At 64.0% G+C, this 18,258-nt stretch carries 16 protein-coding genes, 1 other RNA gene and 2 pseudogenes; 15 read left to right on the top strand and 4 right to left on the bottom strand.

The window, feature by feature from the left end; all coding sequences use genetic code 11:
• Positions 1-298: 298 nt before the first annotated feature.
• The 5 genes from dusA (at position 299) to A7A09_RS17045 (ending at position 3,679) form a co-directional block, all read left to right on the top strand.
• Positions 299-1,297, top strand: a complete 999-nt coding sequence (dusA, locus tag A7A09_RS17065) for a tRNA dihydrouridine(20/20a) synthase DusA (RefSeq protein ID WP_281277612.1) — start codon at positions 299-301, stop codon at positions 1,295-1,297.
• Between the two features lie 128 nt (positions 1,298-1,425).
• Positions 1,426-1,820, top strand: an RNA gene (gene rnpB / locus A7A09_RS17060) — RNase P RNA component class A.
• A 163-nt stretch (positions 1,821-1,983) separates the two neighbouring features.
• Positions 1,984-2,151, top strand: a complete 168-nt coding sequence (gene rpmG, locus A7A09_RS17055) for a 50S ribosomal protein L33 (RefSeq protein ID WP_089344652.1) — start codon at positions 1,984-1,986, stop codon at positions 2,149-2,151.
• Between the two features lie 122 nt (positions 2,152-2,273).
• A complete protein-coding gene (locus A7A09_RS17050) occupies positions 2,274-3,125 on the top strand; it encodes an XdhC family protein (protein WP_170167146.1) in 852 nt (283 codons plus the stop codon).
• On the top strand, positions 3,122-3,679 hold the full coding sequence (locus A7A09_RS17045; RefSeq protein WP_106692512.1) for a nucleotidyltransferase family protein: 558 nt from the start codon (positions 3,122-3,124) through the stop codon (positions 3,677-3,679). Before A7A09_RS17050 ends, A7A09_RS17045 begins: the two co-directional genes overlap by 4 nt.
• A 72-nt stretch (positions 3,680-3,751) precedes the next feature.
• Here A7A09_RS17045 and A7A09_RS17040 read toward each other — a convergent pair whose 3' ends face one another.
• From A7A09_RS17040 to A7A09_RS17025, 4 genes and pseudogenes are all read right to left on the bottom strand, one after another.
• Positions 3,752-5,122 (bottom strand): aspartate aminotransferase family protein, encoded by a 1,371-nt coding sequence (locus A7A09_RS17040; protein ID WP_106692511.1) that lies wholly within the window; start codon positions 5,120-5,122, stop codon positions 3,752-3,754.
• Between the two features lie 13 nt (positions 5,123-5,135).
• Positions 5,136-6,595 (bottom strand): annotated as a pseudogene (locus A7A09_RS17035) (NAD-dependent succinate-semialdehyde dehydrogenase).
• A 223-nt stretch (positions 6,596-6,818) separates the two neighbouring features.
• Entirely contained in the window at positions 6,819-7,520 is a 702-nt protein-coding gene (locus A7A09_RS17030; protein WP_106692510.1) for a transferrin-binding protein-like solute binding protein, read from the bottom strand.
• A 107-nt stretch (positions 7,521-7,627) separates the two neighbouring features.
• Positions 7,628-8,110 (bottom strand): Lrp/AsnC family transcriptional regulator, encoded by a 483-nt coding sequence (locus tag A7A09_RS17025; protein ID WP_106692509.1) that lies wholly within the window; start codon positions 8,108-8,110, stop codon positions 7,628-7,630.
• 18 nt (positions 8,111-8,128) lie between these two features.
• On the opposite strand from A7A09_RS17025, the gene ehuR reads away from it, so the two are divergent.
• The 10 genes and pseudogenes from ehuR to doeB all read left to right on the top strand — a co-directional run bounded on the left by ehuR (position 8,129) and on the right by doeB (position 18,196).
• Positions 8,129-9,583 carry a MocR-like ectoine utilization transcription factor EhuR gene (gene ehuR, locus A7A09_RS17020; RefSeq protein ID WP_148043706.1) on the top strand — a complete coding sequence of 485 codons (1,455 nt, stop codon included), beginning with the start codon at positions 8,129-8,131 and terminating at the stop codon, positions 9,581-9,583.
• 161 nt (positions 9,584-9,744) lie between these two features.
• Positions 9,745-10,881, top strand: coding sequence for a TRAP transporter substrate-binding protein (locus A7A09_RS17015; protein ID WP_106692507.1), 1,137 nt, complete (start codon positions 9,745-9,747; stop codon positions 10,879-10,881).
• Between the two features lie 83 nt (positions 10,882-10,964).
• Positions 10,965-11,615 (top strand): TRAP transporter small permease, encoded by a 651-nt coding sequence (locus tag A7A09_RS17010; protein WP_106692506.1) that lies wholly within the window; start codon positions 10,965-10,967, stop codon positions 11,613-11,615.
• Positions 11,616-11,618: 3 nt separating this feature from the next.
• Positions 11,619-12,905 (top strand): TRAP transporter large permease, encoded by a 1,287-nt coding sequence (locus tag A7A09_RS17005; RefSeq protein WP_106692505.1) that lies wholly within the window; start codon positions 11,619-11,621, stop codon positions 12,903-12,905.
• Positions 12,906-12,917: 12 nt separating this feature from the next.
• Positions 12,918-13,361 (top strand): universal stress protein, encoded by a 444-nt coding sequence (locus A7A09_RS17000; protein ID WP_106692504.1) that lies wholly within the window; start codon positions 12,918-12,920, stop codon positions 13,359-13,361.
• A gap of 18 nt (positions 13,362-13,379) precedes the next feature.
• The gene (locus A7A09_RS16995) at positions 13,380-14,084 is read left to right on the top strand and encodes a maleate cis-trans isomerase family protein (RefSeq protein WP_106692503.1); all 705 of its coding nucleotides are present in this window, start codon (positions 13,380-13,382) and stop codon (positions 14,082-14,084) included.
• Positions 14,078-15,034, top strand: a complete 957-nt coding sequence (gene eutB / locus A7A09_RS16990) for a hydroxyectoine utilization dehydratase EutB (RefSeq protein WP_106692502.1) — start codon at positions 14,078-14,080, stop codon at positions 15,032-15,034. The genes A7A09_RS16995 and eutB overlap by 7 nt, the downstream gene beginning before the upstream one ends.
• A pseudogene (locus A7A09_RS16985) lies at positions 15,031-15,998 on the top strand (cyclodeaminase). Before eutB ends, A7A09_RS16985 begins: the two are co-directional and overlap by 4 nt.
• On the top strand, positions 15,999-17,195 hold the full coding sequence (doeA, locus tag A7A09_RS16980) for an ectoine hydrolase DoeA (RefSeq protein WP_106692501.1): 1,197 nt from the start codon (positions 15,999-16,001) through the stop codon (positions 17,193-17,195).
• Positions 17,192-18,196 (top strand): N(2)-acetyl-L-2,4-diaminobutanoate deacetylase DoeB, encoded by a 1,005-nt coding sequence (gene doeB, locus A7A09_RS16975; protein WP_106692500.1) that lies wholly within the window; start codon positions 17,192-17,194, stop codon positions 18,194-18,196. The genes doeA and doeB overlap by 4 nt, the downstream gene beginning before the upstream one ends.
• Positions 18,197-18,258: the final 62 nt, after the last annotated feature.

Raw genomic sequence — 18,258 nt, 5'->3', positions numbered from 1 at the left:
TTTGCGCTCCTTTTGGAAGTCAGCCGATGCGAGCCGCGTGATCTCCGCTTGACGCCGTGTCGAAAAAAGCGCGAACACAATTACCTTGTGCACCGGTATGGCTTGAGGCGTCCTTTTCCGGAGCTCCACGAAGTGCGCCAGGAGCCTGTTGAGCTCGTCTAGTGTCGGTCGAACCCATGATTGTCTCCTCGTTTGATACATGGGAATCCTATTTGGTACATTCTGCCAACTCCAGCGCCAGAATCGGCGCTTTTGGTACAGGATGAGCGCGAAAGCGACGAAAATGAAGGGTTTCTAAGTGGCTGATGAGAATGAAAAAGGTGGATATTTCAAGGCTGCTGTTTTCTCCATTGCACCGATGATGGATTGGACCGACCGCCATTGCCGCGTCTTTCATCGGCTGATGTCGCGGCGGGCGCTGCTTTATACCGAGATGGTGACCGCGCCGGCAATCATCCATGGCGATCGGGCGCGGCTGCTCGATTACGATGCGGTCGAGCACCCGTTGGCCCTGCAACTGGGCGGCTCGGTTCCGGCCGAGCTGCGCGAGGCGGTGCGCATCGCGGCCGATTGGGGCTATGACGAGATCAACCTGAATGTCGGCTGTCCCAGTGACCGTGTGCAGTCGGGCTGTTTCGGAGCGGTGCTGATGAAATCGCCCGAACTGGTCGCCGAATGCGTCACTGAGATGATGGCGGTCAGTCCGGTCGAGGTCACGGTGAAATGCCGCATCGGGGTGGATGACCAGGAGCCGGCCGAGATCCTGCCGGTTTTCCTCGATACCATGCGCCGCGCGGGCGTGCGCCGGATCGCCATTCACGCCCGCAAGGCCTGGCTGCAAGGTCTCAGCCCGCGCGAGAACCGGGATGTCCCGCCACTGGATTACCCGCTGGTTCATGCGATGAAATCGGCCTTTCCTGATCTGGACCTCTCGGTGAATGGCGGCATCGAGAGCCTCGACGAGGTCCGCGCGCATCTGCGGGTGATGGACGGGGTGATGGTCGGCCGGGCGGCCTATCACCGGCCCTGGGACATGCTCGGAGATGCCGACATGCTTTGGGGCGAGACCCCGGCTTTCGGTTCGGCGCGCGAGGTGGCCGAGGCGATGCGGCCCTATATCGGTGATCATCTGCGGCGCGGCGGCCGCCTGCACCAGGTCACCCGCCGCATGCTCGGCCTGTTCCATGGCCAGCCCGGGGCAAGGGGGTGGCGGCGAACCCTTTCCGAGGGCGCCGCGAAAGGCGGGCTCGATGTCTATGACGCCGCCTTGGCAGAAACCGTCCGGATGGCCGCGTAACCGGCGGGCCGGGAATCGCCACCATCCCTTCTTCTTCATCCAAATATCCCGGGGGAGGTTCCCGGAACGGGGGGCGGGGGCAGCGCCCCCATTGACCACCGGCCCCATCCCCGCCATATCAGCCATGCGCGGAGGGCCGGATGACCGCGTGGCCGCTTGCCGCAAGGGAAGGGGCCGCGAGGAAAGTCCGGACTCCATGAGGCAACGGTGCCGGGTAACGCCCGGCGGGGGCGACCCCAGGGAAAGCGCCACAGAGAACAGACCGCCTCCCGCTTGCGGGTGGCAAGGGTGAAACGGTGGGGTAAGAGCCCACCGGGGGGCTGGCAACAACCCCCGCATGGCAAGCCCCACCGGGAGCAATGCCGAATAGGGATCGCGCGCGGGGAAACCCGCAGGGCCGCCTTGCCCCAGCAGATCCGGGTAGGCAGCTTGATCCGGCCGGTAACGGCCGGGCCAGAGGAATGGTCATCCATCCGGGAGCAATCCCGGGGGACAGAATCCGGCTTACAGGCCCTCCGCGCGGTTTATGGCTGCATTTTTTGCATAGCAGCCTTTCAAAGCCGAAAATGCCGGGATTTTCAGCGATTCCCGGTTGACTTCATGCGCCGCCCGACTACAAGGCTGGCTTCAAACGAATTCCACGGGGTTTGCGTCAAGCGGCTTGCCCCGAAGCAGGAGCGACGATTATGGCGAAGCCGACGACTATCAAGATCCGGCTCAATTCCTCGGCCGGGACCGGGCATTTCTACGTGACCAAGAAAAACGCCCGTACCATGACGGAAAAAATGACGGTCCGGAAATACGATCCGGTTGTGCGTCAGCATGTCGAATACAAGGAAGGCAAGATCAAGTAAGATCTGCCTTTGACTGTATTGCGGTCAGGCCGCGCCCTTTCCAGGGCGGCGGCCTTTTCGCATTTCTCATGGCATGGGATCTTGCGGGTGATGCCGTGACGTTCCATCTAGGCATCATGAGAATGGAACCCCATCCCCAGATGTCCGACATGATGATCGATCCGCTTGCCGCTCTTCGGGCCAAGCCCGGCGGCGCCCTGGCGCTGCTTGTCCGTGCGGAGGGCGGCTTCCCGCGCCGCCCGGGCGCAACCATGACCCTGTGGCCCGATGGTGCCCGCGTCGGGCGGCTCGGCGCCGGTTGCATCGATGCCGATATCGCCGCGCATCTGGACCGGCCCGGCCCGGTGACGCGGCTGATCTATGGCGTGGGCGGGCCGGTCGATCTGCCCTTGCCCTGCGGCGGCACGGTCGAGATCGCCCTGCTGCATCACCCCGACCCGGCTTGGCTGGCACAGATCGCCGATGCGCAACGGAATCGCCGGGTGGGTTGCTGGCGGCTGGACCTCGCGACCGGAATGAGACGAGAGGTCGAAAGGACCGAAACCGGGCTGAAGGGCGATCATTTCGATCTGAGGACCAATCCCCGCTGCGCCCTGCATATTCACGGCGAAGGAGACGAGGCGGCGGCCTTGACGGCGATGGCGCGCGCTGCCGGGCTTGATTGCCATTCCGGGCCCGAGGCTCCCGCAATCGATGCGCAGACGGCAGTGGTAACACTGTTTCACGACCATGACCGGGAATTGCCTGCCCTGCGCAGGGCGCTTGACTCACCGGCCTTCTATATCGGCGGCCTGGGGTCTCGCCGGGCCCAGATGGCGCGGGTCGCGGCCCTGCGGGAGGCCGGTTTCGGCGATGGGGCGCTTGCAAGGCTCCGCGGCCCCATCGGCGTGATCGCCCCGGTGCGAGAGCCGCGCCTGCTCGCCGCCTCGGTCCTGACCGAGATCCTCGCCGCCTACGATCAGGCATTCGGATGATCCGCACAGGCTTGCTGCTGGCGGCAGGCGCCTCCCGCCGTTTCGGAGCGGCGGATAAACTGCTCGCCCTTCTCGATGGCCGCCCGCTCATCTTCCATGCGGCAGACGCCATGCGCAATGCCGCTCTGACGCGCCGAATCGCGGTGATCGCCAATCCGGCTTTGCGGGCATATCTGCATGGTTTCGAGATCGTGGAAATACGGCCAGCCGCGCAGTCCGACAGCTTGCGCGCCGGCTTGCAAGTGGCGGGTGAAACCGACCGGCTGCTGATCGCGCTGGCGGATATGCCCCGCGTCACATCGGAACTTCTGGACATGGTGACAAGCACCGCAACGGAGGACCGCCCGGCGGCTTGCCACGATCCTGGCCCGCCGATGCCCCCCGCCTGCTTCCCGCGCGGCTGGCTCACCCGCCTGGCGGATCTGACCGGGGATCAGGGGGCAGGGCGCTTCATCCGCGCCCTTCCCGCAGGGGCGCTGGTCAAGGCACCGGGCCTGCTTGACGATATCGATACCGCGCCGGATCTGGCCAGAATGAAGAAGACGGCCAGATAGCCGCCTTCTTCTTCATCCAAATATCCCGGGGAGTCGCCGGAACGGCGACGGGGCAGAGCCCCGTCCGCAAACCTAGCCCAGCACCTCTGCGACCGAATCCTTGGTGACAGACACGATCTGGTCGGCCTCGGCCCGGCTCAGGCAGAGCGGCGGGGCGAAGCCCAGGATGTCGCCCTGCGGCATGGCTCGGGCGATCACGCCGCGTTTCAGCATCGCCGCCACGACCTTCGCACCCTTGCCCTCGGCGGCATCGAAGAATTGCCGCTTCTCCTTGTCGGCGACCAGTTCGACCGCGCAGAGCATGCCTTCGCCGCGAACCTCGCCGACATTGGGATGATCGCCCAGGGCCTCGCGCATGGTCTGCCAGAAGTAATTGCCGGTCTCGCCCGCATTCTTCACCAGGCCCAACTCGTCGATCAGCTTCAGGTTGGCGATACCCGCCGCCGCGCCGATGGGATGGGCGGAATAGGTCCAGCCATGGCCGATCACGCCGTTCTCGTCGGTGCCCTGCATCAGCACATCCCACATCCGCTGCCCGACGATGCTGGCCGAGAGCGGCGCATAGGCCGAGGTCAGCCCCTTGGCCGAGGTGATGAGATCCGGCCTCATCCCGTAGTGATCCGAGCCGAACATGGTCCCAAGGCGGCCAAAACCCGTCACCACCTCGTCCGAGATCAGCAGGATGTCATGGCGGTCCAGCACTTTCTGGATCGCCGGCCAGTAACCGTCCGGGGGCGGGACGATGCCGCCGGTGCCCAGCACCGGCTCGCCGATGAAGGCGGCGATGGTATCCGCGCCTTCGCGCGCGATCAGTGCTTCCAGCTGCTCGACGCAATAGGCCACGAAATCGGCCTCGGACATGTCCAGCTGGGGGCGGCGATAGTAATAGGGCGCCTCGGTATGGATCACCTGCGCCAGCGGCAGGTCGAATTTCTTGTGGAACAGTTCCAGCCCGGTCAGCGAGCCGGTCATCAGCCCGGAACCGTGATAGCCCCGCCAGCGCGAGATGATCTTCTTCTTCTCGGGACGGCCGAGGATATTGTTGTAATACCAGACCAGCTTGATATTGGTCTCGTTCGCATCCGAGCCGCCCAGTCCGAAATAGACCCGCGCCATGCCCTTGGGCGCGCGGTCCATCACCATCTTGGCCAGCGTGATCGACGCTTCAGAGCCGTGACCCGCATAGGCGTGGTAATAGGAAAGCTGGCGTGCCTGATCGGCGATGGCCTCGGCGATCTCCTTGCGGCCATAGCCGACATTCACGCAGTAAAGCCCCGCGAAACCGTCCAGCAGCCGGGTTCCGTCGCGGTCCTGGATGAAGACGCCTTCGCCCCCGGTCACGATACGCTGCGCGGCCTCGCCACGGGCGAATTGCGCCAGGTGGGTCGAGGGATGGAAAAAGCTCTCGCGGTCCCATTCGGCCAGTTTGTCATTCGTCAGCATTCTTAAGCTCCTTTCATCCCCAATCGCGGCAGATATACTTGATCTCGGTAAAGGCCTCGAGGCCCTGCCGGGCGCCCTCGCGGCCGATCCCGGACTGTTTCATTCCCCCGAAGGGGATCGGCGCGCCGGTGACCTTGGTGCGGTTCACCGCGACCATGCCGTATTGCAGCGCCCGCGTCATGCGATAGATGCGGCGCGGATCGTGGCTGTGAACATAGGCGACCAGCCCGTATTCGGTGGCATTGGCCCGCGCGATCACCTCGGCCTCGTCGTCAAAGGGTGACAGCGCTGCGACCGGGCCGAAGGTTTCCTCGGACATGATCGCCGCCTCGTCCGGCACATCGGCCAGGACCGTGGGACGGAAGAAGAGCGGGCCCAGATCCTTGGCCACCTCGCCGCCTGTCAGCAGCCGGGCACCCATGGAGATCGCGTCCTCGACATGGGCGATCTGCTTGTCCACGGCGCGGTCATGGATCAGCGGGCCGATATCGGGATCCTGCATGCCCTTGCCGATGGTCAGCTTGCTGACGGCCTCGGCGAAGCGCTTGCAGAACTCGTCATAGATCGGCCGTTCGATATAGAAGCGGTTCGCGGCAAGGCAATCCTGCCCGGACGTGGCGAATTTCGCCTTGATGCCCTCGGCCACGGCGCGGTCCAGATCGGCGCCCTTGAAGACGATGAAGGGCGCATGGCCGCCAAGTTCCATCACCAGGCGTTTCACCGTATCGGCGGATTGGCGATAGAGCAGCCGCCCGATCTCGGTCGAGCCGGTGAAGGACAGGGCGCGGACGCGGGCATCCGCCGTCCATTCGCCGACGATGCTGGCGGCATCGCCGATGATCGTGTTGATGACGCCATCGGGAAAACCGGCGCGCCGCGCCAGCTCCGCCAATGCGAGCGCCGAAAGCGGCGTTTCCGCCGAAGGGTGAATGACCACCGTGCAGCCCGCGCCAAGCGCGGCGGCGGCCTTTCGGGTGATCATCGCGCAGGGGAAATTCCACGGAGAGATCAGTGCGGCCACGCCCACGGGTTCGCGCCACAGCTCCATCTCGGCATCGGGCAGGTGGCTGGTGACGCCCTCGATATTCGGACGCAGCGCCTCTTCGGCATAGAATTGCACGAAGCTGGCGGCGTAGTCGATCTCGCCCCGCGCCTCGCTGATCGGCTTGCCCTGTTCGGCGACCATGATGCGGGAAAGATCCTCTTTCGCTTCCATGATCAACCCGTGCCAGCGATGCAGGATCTCGGCACGGTTCTGGGGCAGCATCGCCGACCAGCCGGGGAAGGCGACCTGGGCCGCATCGACGGCGGCGCGGGCGCGGTCGCATCGCTGATCGCGACCTGGGCGATGAGTTCACCTGTCGCCGGATCACGAACGGCCAGCCGGCCATCGGTGACGAAATCCCCGCCGCCGGGCAACAGGCCGGAATCCGATATCCGGTCGGCCAATCGGGAAGACAGATCGTCGAGCATTGCGCACCTCCTTGCTTGATCGGAATATGAGGGGAGGCAGGCAGGCGATTTCACCAATCGCGGCGGGGCGGGCAGAGGAATTCTCTGTTTTCCCGATCCGGAGGCGGATTTTCTTCGTCCGTCGGAATTCGCGGCAGGCTGGGGCAGGGACCGGGTTGCAACCCCACCGCAGAAGGAATGCGGCAGGGTTGCCGGAACCCCGTCCGTGACGAGGCAGGTGCGGTCAGGGAGTCTCGCCGGTAAGCACCGTCACGTAATCCTCGCCCGCCCAGTTCTGGCCGGCGGAGACTACGGCGAGGGCCTCTGCGTCGCTGCCATAGAACACGCCAAGCGCCGGGTTGCTGAATCTATGGGTCTCGCCGTTGAGGTCGAGATTGCCGTTGATCGCACCTTGCACGACGGCATCTTTGTCGATGATCGCCTCCATCCTGATGATCCCGCCCGAGGTCCGGTTGCCGGGCGAAGCCTTGAGATTGGTCACGCTACCGCTAACCGTTCCCTTGCCGAAATCAGCATTCATCAGCGCCTCGCCGATAATGGGAGGGGGTGTACCTTCCGGCGTCGATGCCAGACGGTAGCCCCCGGTGCCCTTGTAGGTGGCCTTGCCGCTGACCGGCGTTTCCGCCGGGGCGGTGAGATTGTCATAGGCGGTGGGATCATCAAGCAGGTAACGACCTCTGAAATCCTCGAACTGGGCGAGCAGGCTGTTATAGGATGGTCCCTTGGTGCCATTCCCGCCATCCGTCGGTGCTGTTTCCCCGCCAGATGAGGAGTCACCACCACCTGTCGGCGCCGTTTCTCCTCCAGGAGGGGAGTCGCCGCCTGCCGGGCTTTTTCCTCCGCCAGAAGAGGAACCGCCGCCCCCGCAGGCTGTCAATGCGAGTATGCTCAAAACGGCGGCACTTTTTACGATATAACCGTTCATCGTCGTCTCCGTGAATATCGATCTTGGAAATAAGACTCATGTTCATGGTATGTTCATACTTGTATGCTCTTCAAGGGAATATTGTGTGCCATTTTATCGGTGCCGGTTTACGGTTGAAACAGCAGCCCCAATGCTGGCGGCACATCCTTGACCGGCTTGGTGACGATATAGCTGTAATAGCGCCGCACGCCGGCCCGGCTTTCCAGCAGCCCGTCCATCAATGTCTGGAAGGCGCCGACATCGCCGGTGACCACCTGCATCAGGTAGTCATATCCGCCGCCGATGGCCCAGCAGCCGGTGATCTCGTCGATCCGTGCGACGGTGCGCTCGAATATCTGGAAACTTTCGGCGCGGTGGTTGTCCAGTTCCACCGTGACGAAGACCTGCACATGCGGACCCAGGCCAGACAGGTCGATCTCGGCGCGGTAACCTCGGATCAGCCCGGCCTTCTCAAGCCGCTTCATCCGTTCCCAGCACGGGGTCGGCGACAGGTTCACGCGGGCGGCCAGATCCGTCTTGGCGATGCGCCCCTCGCGGGAGAGCGTCGCAAGAATGGCAATGTCACGGTCATCGAGGCGTAGCGGGGTCATGAAGCGCTTGTTTCGCCGGTGCCAGCGAATGTCAATCTGGACAATGGCCCCCGGCTTGGCGAATCTGCCCCCATGTCGCATTGGCCACTCACCCGCGAGGATATCAGCCGTCCCGCCTATCGCAGCCTGGCCCAGGGGATCGCCTCGGCCATCGATGCGGGCAGCCTGCGTCCCGGCGACCGGCTGCCGCCGCATCGCGATCTCGCGTGGAGGCTGGGGCTTTCGGTGCAGACGGTCAGCCGCGCCTATGAGGAACTGATCCGCGCCGACCTGATCTCGGGCGAGGTGGGACGCGGGAGCTTCGTCAAATCCGGCCCGCGCGAGACCATCGAGGTGCCCTGGTTCCGCGCCGAGGCGGGTCGCTCTCCGGTTGACCTGTCGATGATGACGCCGGTCCGCCTGCCGCGGATCGCCGAGGCGTGGCGGGACTCGATGCAGCGCATTTCCGGACGCCTGCCCGATTCGGTCATCCATTCGTTCCGCCCGCGCCAGACCATGTCGCTTTATGGCGGCATGGCGGCGGGTTGGCTGGCGCGTTGCGGGATGGTGGTCCCGGCACAGCGGATCCTGATCACCAATGGTTGCACGCCCGCACAGATGGTCGCCCTGATGAGCGTCGCTCAGCCCGGTGACGAAATCGCGACCGAAAGCTCGACCTGCCATACCCTGAAGCCCGCACTGCGCCATCTCTACCTGCGTATGCGGGGAATTGCCGGAGACGGGCGCGGCATGCGCCCCGATGCGCTCGCAGATGCGGCACGGGCCTCGGGGGGCAAGCTGAGGGCGGTGTTTCTCCTGCCTTCCGGTGCGGGGCCCTTCGCGCGGGTGATCGATCGCGGGCGGCGCGAGGAACTGGCGGCCGTCGCGGTCGAGCAGGGGCTGGTCATCATCGAAAGCGACGTGCTCGGACCGGTCGCCCCGCGTCGCCCGCCGCCCGTGTCCAGCTTTGCGCCCGAGCGCAGTCTCTATTTCACCGGATTGTCGAAATGCCTGTCGCCGGGTCTGCGCCTCGGTTTTCTCGCCATGCCCGAATACCTGGCAGAGCGCGTGCTGAACCGGCATCTGTCGCTTTCATGGATGGCGACCCCGCTGATCGCCGAAATCGCGGCCGACTGGATGGAGACCGGCGTGGCCGATGAATTGCTGGCCGCGCAACGGGCCGAACTCGCCTCCCGCAACCGTATTGCGCAGCGGCTCCTGGGAGGGCGCAGCATTGGCTTTCCGCATGGTCTGCACCGCTGGCTGCCGCTGCCGCCGGGCACGGATGAGCATGGGTTGATTCGCGCGGCACTTGCCCGGGATGTGGCGCTGGCGCCGGGGTCGGGATTCGCGGTGACGGATTATGCACCGGCCCTGCGAGTCTGCCTGGGCGGCGCGAATGGCCGCGAACTCGAACATGCCCTGAACGTGATTTCGGCGCTCCTGCCTGACTCAAACCGGTTCGAACCCGTCGTGGAGCCGGGGGAGGTTTGACAGTCTCGCATCAAATTGTCATGATTTAATATATGAATTGACTTGAAAACTTGTTGCGCAGAACTCTCGGGCTCAGCCAGATCGGGCAGAACGACCCGAATCCTGCATCCCGGAAGACCGAGGACGCCCTGCGTCACAAGGTCCCACACACAGGAGGTAGAATGACTTACAAATCCATTACCGCTGCCAGCATCGCGGCCCTGCTCCTTGGCGCGAGCGGCGCGATGGCCGAGACCTGGCGCTATGCGTTCGAAGAGGCGCTGGAAGAGGTCCAGGGCAAGTTCGCGCAGAAATTCAAGGAAGAGGTCGAGGCCAATTCCGATCATGAAATCCAGCTTTTCCCCTTTGGAACATTGGGGGAATCCGCCGACATCATGGAGCAGGCGCAATCCGGCATCCTGCAATTCGTCGACCAGTCGCCCGGCTTTACCGGCGCGCTGATCCCCGAGGCGCAGGTGTTCTTCGTGCCCTATCTGCTGCCTGCCGACCAGGAGCAGCTGGTCGAGTTCTTCCGTACATCCAAGGCCATCAAGGAACTTTTCCCGCCGCTATACGCAGATCAGGGGCTGGAACTGCTGACCATGTTCCCCGAGGGCGAGGTCATGATGACCACGACCGGGCCGGTCGAGTCGCCCGAGGACCTGAACGAGGTGAAGTTCCGGGTCATGACCAACCCGCTCCTGGTCTCCAGCTACCAGGCATTCGGCGCGACGCCGACGCCGCTGCCATGGGGCGAGGTCTATGGCGCGTTGCAGACCGGCATCATCCAGGGCCAGGAAAACCCGGCATTCTTCATCGAATCCACCAAGATGTACGAGGTGACCGATCACATCACCCGCGCCGGCCATAACAACTTCACCACGGCGGTGATGGCCAACAAGGAATTCTTCGACGGACTGCCTGACGAGGACAAGGAGGTCATCCAGAACGCCATCGACGCCTCCTTCGACTATATCGTCGAATACCAGACCGGCCTGACCGAGGAATCGCTGGCGAAGATCATGGAGGCCAAGCCCTCGATGACGATCACCGAGCTGACCGAGGAGCAGCGCGAGCCCTTCAAGGCGACCGCCGAGACCGTGGAGGAGGAATTCCTCAAGATCGGCGGGGCGCAGGCGCAGGCAATCCTCGACCAGATGAAAGCCGACCTTGCGGCGGTTTCCGAAGGTGGTGGCGAGGCTGCCGAAGATGAGGCCGCGGCAGACGGAGCTTCGACCGCCGAAGGCGAAGCCGCCGCAGACGAAGCCGCGATGGAGACTGCGGACGAAGGCGAAGAGGCCGGGGAAACCGGCAACTGAGCCACGTTGCGCCGATGATTTGCGAACTGGCCGGGTTTCCGGCCGGTTTACCAGTGATTTTTTCGACATAAGAGGCAGCGGCCATGACGCTTGACGACAAGCACGCCCCCGAGCCTGATCCCGATATTGTCGCGGCGGCCACATCCGCTGCCATCGATGACGACGATATCGACGATTCCAAATATGTATCGGGACTGCCCGGGTTCCTTGGCGTGATCGATGTCGGAATCGCCCGGATCGAGGCGGTCCTGCTGGCCGCAGGCGTTCTGCTGATGGCCGTCAACACCATGGCCAACGTGGTCGGACGGATGGTTGGCCATACCTTCTATTTTTCCGAAGAGCTCAACCAGGCACTGATCATCCTGATCACCTTCGCGGGGATTTCCTATGCGGCACGGCATGGGCGGCATATCCGCATGTCGGCCTTTTTCGACGCGATGAGCTTTCCGCTGCGCAGGGTGATGATGGTGGTGATCGCCGTGGTCACGGCGGCGGCGATGTTCCTGCTGACCTGGTATTCACTTGATTACGTGCTTTCTCAGGCTTCCCGCGGGCGATTGCTTCCGGCGCTGAACATTCCGCAATGGTGGATCATTATCTGGGCGCCCCTGGGCTTTTTCCTGACCGGGCTGCAATACACGCTGACCGCGATCAAGAATGTCATCGACAAGGATATCTGGCTGTCGACCAGCACGCTGGAAGGCTATGACGATAGCCGCGAAGAGGAGGTCTGAGCCATGGTCTGGGCTATTTTCGGCACGATGATCGTCCTGCTGCTGCTGGGTTTCCCGATGATGATCCCGCTGATCGCCGGATCGCTGATCGGCTTCGTCGGCCTTTTCGGAGGGTTCGGCCAGCTTGATACCATGGTGCAGCAGATCATGGCCGGGATTCGCCCGGCCAGCCTGATCGCCGTGCCGATGTTCATCTTTGCCGCCGACATCATGACGCGCGGGCAGTCCGCGACCCGGCTGATCGACCTGGTGATGGCCTTTGTCGGTCATCTGAAAGGCGGGCTTGCGGTGGCCACGGCCGGTGCCTGCACGATGTTCGGGGCGGTGTCCGGTTCGACCCAGGCCACGGTGGTCGCCGTCGGCGGCCCGCTGCGCCCGAGGATGCTGAAGGCCGGGTATAACGACAGCTTCATCCTCGCGCTGATCGTGAATTCATCCGATATCGCCTTCCTGATCCCGCCCTCCATCGGCATGATCATCTATGGCGTCGTCTCGGGCACCTCGATCGCGGAATTGTTCATCGCGGGGATCGGGCCGGGGCTGCTGATCCTGGTTCTGTTCTCGATCTATTCCTATATCTACGCCATCAGGAACAACGTCCCGACCGAGCCGAAATCGACCTGGGCCGAACGCGGGCAGGCTTTCCGGCGCGCGCTGTGGCCGCTCGGTTTTCCCGCCATCGTCATCGGCGGCATCTATGGCGGTATCTTCTCGCCGACCGAGGCCGCTGCCGCCTGTGTGCTTTACGCATTGTTCCTGGAAATGATCGTATTCCGGGAAATGGACCTGAAGACGCTTTATGCCACGGCGAAATCGACCGGGCTGATCACCGCCGTGGTGTTCATCCTTGTCGGGGCGGGCGCGGCGTTCTCCTATGTCATCAGCTTTGCCCAGATCCCGCAGCAGATCCTTGGCGCCATCGGCATCGACCAGATGGGGCAATATGGGGTGCTCTTCACCATCTCGGTCGCCTTCTTCGTCGGCTGCATGTTCGTCGATCCGATCGTGGTGATCCTGATCTTCGTGCCGATCTTCGCTCCGGTGGTGAAAGCGGTCGGCCTCGATCCGGTGCTGGTCGGCACGATCATCACCCTGCAGGTCGCCATCGGCAGCGCGACACCGCCATTCGGTTGCGACATCTTCACCGCCATCGCGGTCTTCAAGCGGCCCTATACGGAGGTGGTGCGTGGCACGCCGCCCTTTATCCTGATGCTGCTATTGGTCGCGGTGCTGCTGATCTTCTTCCCGCCGATAGCGCTGTTCCTGCGCGATCTGGCCTTTGGATATTAGAGGGAGGCCGAGATGTTTGAACGGATACTGGTTCCCTATGACGGCTCGACCGGGGCCGAGCGGGCGCTGATCAAGGCGACCGAACTGGCCAAGCTGTGCAAGGCGCATCTGATCATCGTGACGGTCTATCGGCATCATTCGATGCTGGAGGCGTCGCTTTCCATGGTGCGCGGCAGTTCCGAGCCGGGCAGCAACCTGGACGAGACGATGCGCAGCGCCGCGCGCGAGGCCGCCGATTTCGCCAAGAGCCATGCCAAGGATGCCGGGGTGGAGCATGTCAGCGCCTTCATCAAGGCCGGGCAACCCGCCCGCACCATCGTCGCCATGGCGAATGAGAAGGCCTGCGACCTGATCGTCCTTGGCTCACGTGGTCTCGGCGCGACGGAAAGCTATCTGCTCGGCTCGGTCAGTCACAAGGTCACGGGCACAGCCGATTGCCCGGTCCTGGTCGTGTGAGGGAGGGCGGCATCCTAGATGTGGCGCGACAAGCTGTCCCGGTTCGGGCTTATCGCCCTGGCCACCGATCTCACGATCGAGGGTGATGCTGCACGGCTGCTGCCCGAGGGCTGCCGCCTGCATGTGACGCGGATTGCGTTCGACAATCCCACGACTGCCGAAAACCTGCGCAAGACCGGCCCCCGCCTGCGGGCGGCGGCCGGTCTGCTGGTGCCCGGGGTCGAGCTGAAGGGCATCGGTTTCGCCTGCACCTCGGCCTCGGCGGTGCTGGGCCCGAAGGTGCAGGAAGAGATCGGCGACCGGGCGCCGGTGACGACGCCGGCAGGTGCGGCGCTGCGGGGCTTTGCGGCACTTGGGGTCAAACGGGTCGCGCTGATGACGCCTTACATGCAGGAAGCGTCGGATCTGGTGGGGGATTATTTCGCAGCGCATGGGATGGATGTCGTATCCCGCCATGCGATGGGCTATGCCGATGACCGCGACATGGCCCTGCTGCCGCCCGAAGAGGTCATTCGTTTTGCTCTGGATTCGGATCATTCCGATGCCGAAGCGCTGTTCATGTCCTGCACGGCGCTTCCCGCCGTTTCCGTCATCGAGGACATCGAGGCGGAACTGGGCAAGCCGGTTCTCAGCTCCAATCAGGCGCTGTTCTGGTCGATGCTCGATATTGCCAGGATCCCGGCCAGGGGGCTGGGACAACTTTTCAAGGTTCGTACATGGTAACAATGGATGATGTCGCTGCGGCGGCAGAACGGATCCGCGACATGGTCCGTGAAACGCCGGTCAAATCCTCGGCCAGCCTGTCACGGCTGGCGGGTGGCCCGGTCTGGCTGAAATGCGAGCATAGGCAGGAGACCGGGGCGTTCAAGCTGCGCGGGGCCTCGAATGCGGTGGCACGCTTGGGGGATGTCGCGGGGGTGACCACGGCCTCGACCGGCAATCACGGGCGGGCGCTCGCGCATGCGGCAAGGCAGTTGAAGCTGCCCGCGGTGATCTGCGTCTCGCGCCTCGTGCCGCGCAACAAGCTTGTGGCGATCGAAGAGCTTGGCGCCGAGGCGCGGGTGATCGGTGCCAGCCAGGACGAGGCCTTCGAAGAGGCCTATCGCCTGAAACATGACGAAGGTTTCGCGCTGATCCCGCCTTTCGACCATCCCGACGTGATCGCGGGGCAGGGGACCCTGGGCATGGAAATCCTGCGCCAGATCCCCGATGCGGCCACGCTTGCCGTGCCACTGTCCGGTGGCGGCCTGCTGGCCGGGGTTGCGCTGGCCGCGAAATCGCTGAAGCCAGGCATTCGCATCGTCGGGATCAGCATGGAGAAGGGGGCCGCGATGGCGGCCAGCCTTGCGGCCGGTCACCCGGTCGAGGTCGAGGAGGTCGAGACGCTGGCCGACAGCCTGGGCGGCGGGATCGGTCTGCAGAACCGGCTGACCTTTCCCATGGTCCGCGATCTGATGGACGAATTGATCCTGCTGACCGAGGATGAAATCGCCGCGGGCATCCGCCATCTGGCCATCGAGGATGGCGAGACGGTAGAAGGCGCCGCCGCCGTCGGGGCGGGGGCCGTGCTTGCGGGCAAGCTGAACGCCGGGGATGGTCCCCTGGTGCTGATCCTGTCGGGGGGGAATATCGATCCCGCCCGTCATGCGGAAATAGTGAAAGGTGTTTCATGAGCGATATTCTGATTCTCTCCGAAGACCAGTTGCGCGAGCGCGTCGGTCTTGATCTCGCCGCGATTGACGTGGTCGAGAATGCATTTGCCACGCTGGCCGGTGGCGGCGTTGTCATGCCGCCGGTCCTGTCGATGCATATGCCGGACGTGAATGGCGAGTTGGACGTGAAAACCGCCTATGTGCCTGGATTGCCGGGCTTTGCGGTCAAGCTGTCCCCGGGATTTTTCGACAATCCCTCCAAGGGGCTGCCATCGACATCCGGGCTGATGGTGCTGCTGTCCTCGGAAACCGGGCGGGTGAGCGCGGTGCTGCTGGACAATGGCTATCTGACCGATATCCGCACGGCGGCTGCGGGCGGCGTGGCGGCGCGGCATCTGGCGCGCGCGGATGCGCGCCGTGCGGCGATCTTTGGCGCCGGGTTGCAGGCGCGGATGCAGCTGCGCTCTCTCGCGCTGGTGCGCCCCATCGAAGAGGCCGTGATCTGGGCGCGCGACCACGCCAAGCACAGGCCATGGCCGAGGAAATGACCACCGAGGGCATCCGCTGCCGCGCCTTGGCCGATCCGGCAGAGGCCGTTGCGTTCGCCGATGTCATCGTCACCACGACGCCTGCCAGCCAGCCGATCCTGCAAGCCGATTGGCTGCGCCCCGGCCAGCATGTCACCGCGATGGGCAGCGACCAGGCGGGCAAGAACGAGTTGGACCCGCATTGCCTTGACCGCGCCGATCTTTATGTCGCCGACCGGGTCAGCCAGACGCGGCTGATGGGGGAATTGCGGGCGGCGCTGGAAACCGGCGTGCTGACCGATGTGGATGACATTCCCGAACTGGGCAACATCATCACCGGTCGCCATCCCGGCCGCACCAGCCCCGAACAGATCACCATCGCCGACCTGACCGGAACCGGCGTGCAGGACACCGCTATCGCCACCCACGCGCTTGCCGCGTTTTCGAAAGACCACTGAATGCCCGAATTGCAAAGGACCCCCGAGCGTTTCTCGACCGAGGAATATGAAGAGCGGCTGAAGAAGACACGTTCCAGCATGGCCCAGCTGGGCCTCGATCTGCTGATCGTGTCGGACCCGTCGAACATGGCATGGCTGACCGGCTATGACGGCTGGTCCTTCTACGTCCATCAATGCGTGATCGTCGGCCCCGACGGCCCGCCGATCTGGTTCGGTCGCGGGCAGGACGCCAATGGCGCGCTGCGGACCGTCTGGATGGGCGAGGAGCAGATCATCGGCTATCCCGATTTCTACGTGCAATCGGTCGAGCGTCACCCGATGGACTACCTCTGGGCGCAGCTTGCGGATCGCAACTGGCATCGCGGTTTCATCGGCGTCGAGATGGACAATTACTGGTATTCCGCCAAGGCGCATGAGCGGCTGGTCCATGGCCTGCCCGAAGCCCAGATCCTCGACGCGACCGGGCTGGTGAACTGGCAGCGCGCCGTCAAGACGCCGAAGGAACTGGCCTATATGCGCAAGGCCGCCCGTATCGTCGAGCGGATGCATCGCCGCATCGCCGACAAGGTCGAGGTGGGCATGCGCAAATGCGATCTCGTGGCCGAGATCTATGACGCTGGCCTGCGCTATGACGAATGGTCCAGCCATGGCGGCGATTACCCTGCCATCGTGCCGCTTTTGCCCTCGGGGCCGGATGCCGCCGCGCCGCATCTGACCTGGGACGACCAGCCGATGAAGGATAACGAAGGCACCTTCTTCGAGATCGCCGGTTGCTATCAACGCTACCATGTGCCGCTGTCGCGGACGATCTTCCTGGGCAAGCCTCCGCAAGAGATCCTCGATGCCGAGAAAGCGGTGCTGGAAGGGATGGAGGCCGGGCTTCACGCCGCCCGCGCGGGCAATACCTGCGAGGATATCGCGGCGGCCTTCTTCACCGTGCTGGACCGATACGGGATCGAGAAGGACAACCGCACCGGCTATCCCATCGGGCTGTCCTATCCGCCCGATTGGGGCGAACGCACCATGTCGCTGCGCCGTGGCGACCGGACCGAGCTGAAGCCGGGGATGACCTTCCATTTCATGACCGGCTTGTGGATGGAGGATTGGGGTTACGAGACCACCGAATCCATCGTCATCACCGAGCGCGAGCCGGAACTGCTGTGCAATATCCCGCGCCGGATGCTGGTGAAGTCATGACGGCCAACCCGATTCAACCGACGATCCCTCTGGACGGGCAGGGCAAGCAGCATGGTTTCCTGCGTTTGCCCTATTCGCGCAATGACAGCGCATGGGGCAGTGTGATGATCCCGATCACCGTGATCGCCAATGGCGAAGGGCCGGTGGCGCTTTTGACCGGGGGCAATCACGGCGATGAATACGAGGGGCCCATCGCGCTGCAGCAACTGGCATGGGAGATCGATCCGGCCGATGTGACCGGTCGGATCATCATCGTGCCCTATATGAACTACCCGGCTTTCCGGGCGGGTGCGCGGGTCAGCCCCATCGACCAGGTGAACCTGAACCGCGCCTTTCCGGGACGGCCCGACGGCACGGTCAGCCAGAAAATCGCCCATTACTTCAACGATGTGCTGGTGCCGATGGCCGATGTCGTGCTGGATTACCACTCGGGCGGCAAGACCCTGGATTTCCTGCCCTATGCGGCGGCGCATTACCTTGACGACAAGCGTCAGCAGGCGGCTTGCGTGGACGCGGTCAAGGCATTCGGCGCGCCCTACAGCATGATGATGCTGGAAATCGACAGCGTCGGCATGTTCGACACCGCCGTCGAAAGCCAGGGCAAGGTCTTCGTGACGACCGAACTGGGCGGCGGCGGCACGGCCACCGCCCGCTCTGCCGAGATCGCCATTCGGGGGGCGCGAAACCTCCTGCGGCATTCGGGCATCCTGGCGGGAGGGGTCGAGCCAGCGGAAGGTGCCCAGATGCTGGACATGCCGGGCGGCGATTGCTTCCATTTCGCCAGCCGGGACGGGTTGATGCATCCGCTGGCCGATCTGGGCGATCAGGTAAAGGCGGGTCAGCCGATCGCTCGGATCTGGCCGCCCGACCGCACCGGCATCGAGCCTGTCGATGTGCTTGCCAATCGCGACGGCGTGATCGCCGCGCGGCATTTCCCGGGGCTGGTCCAGAGCGGCGATTGCCTTGCCGTGATCGCGGTTTTCCATGCCGGGGAGGCATAGCCAGACCGGAGCGATGGCACGAAATGGCGGGACCGGCCAATAATCCGGCCGGTTCGCTGCCA

This window comes from Paracoccus methylarcula (assembly GCF_003007735.2).
GTDB lineage: Bacteria > Pseudomonadota > Alphaproteobacteria > Rhodobacterales > Rhodobacteraceae > Paracoccus > Paracoccus methylarcula.
The sequence above is the reverse complement of the archived record's forward strand: the minus strand, read 5'-3'. Positions and strand labels throughout refer to the sequence as shown.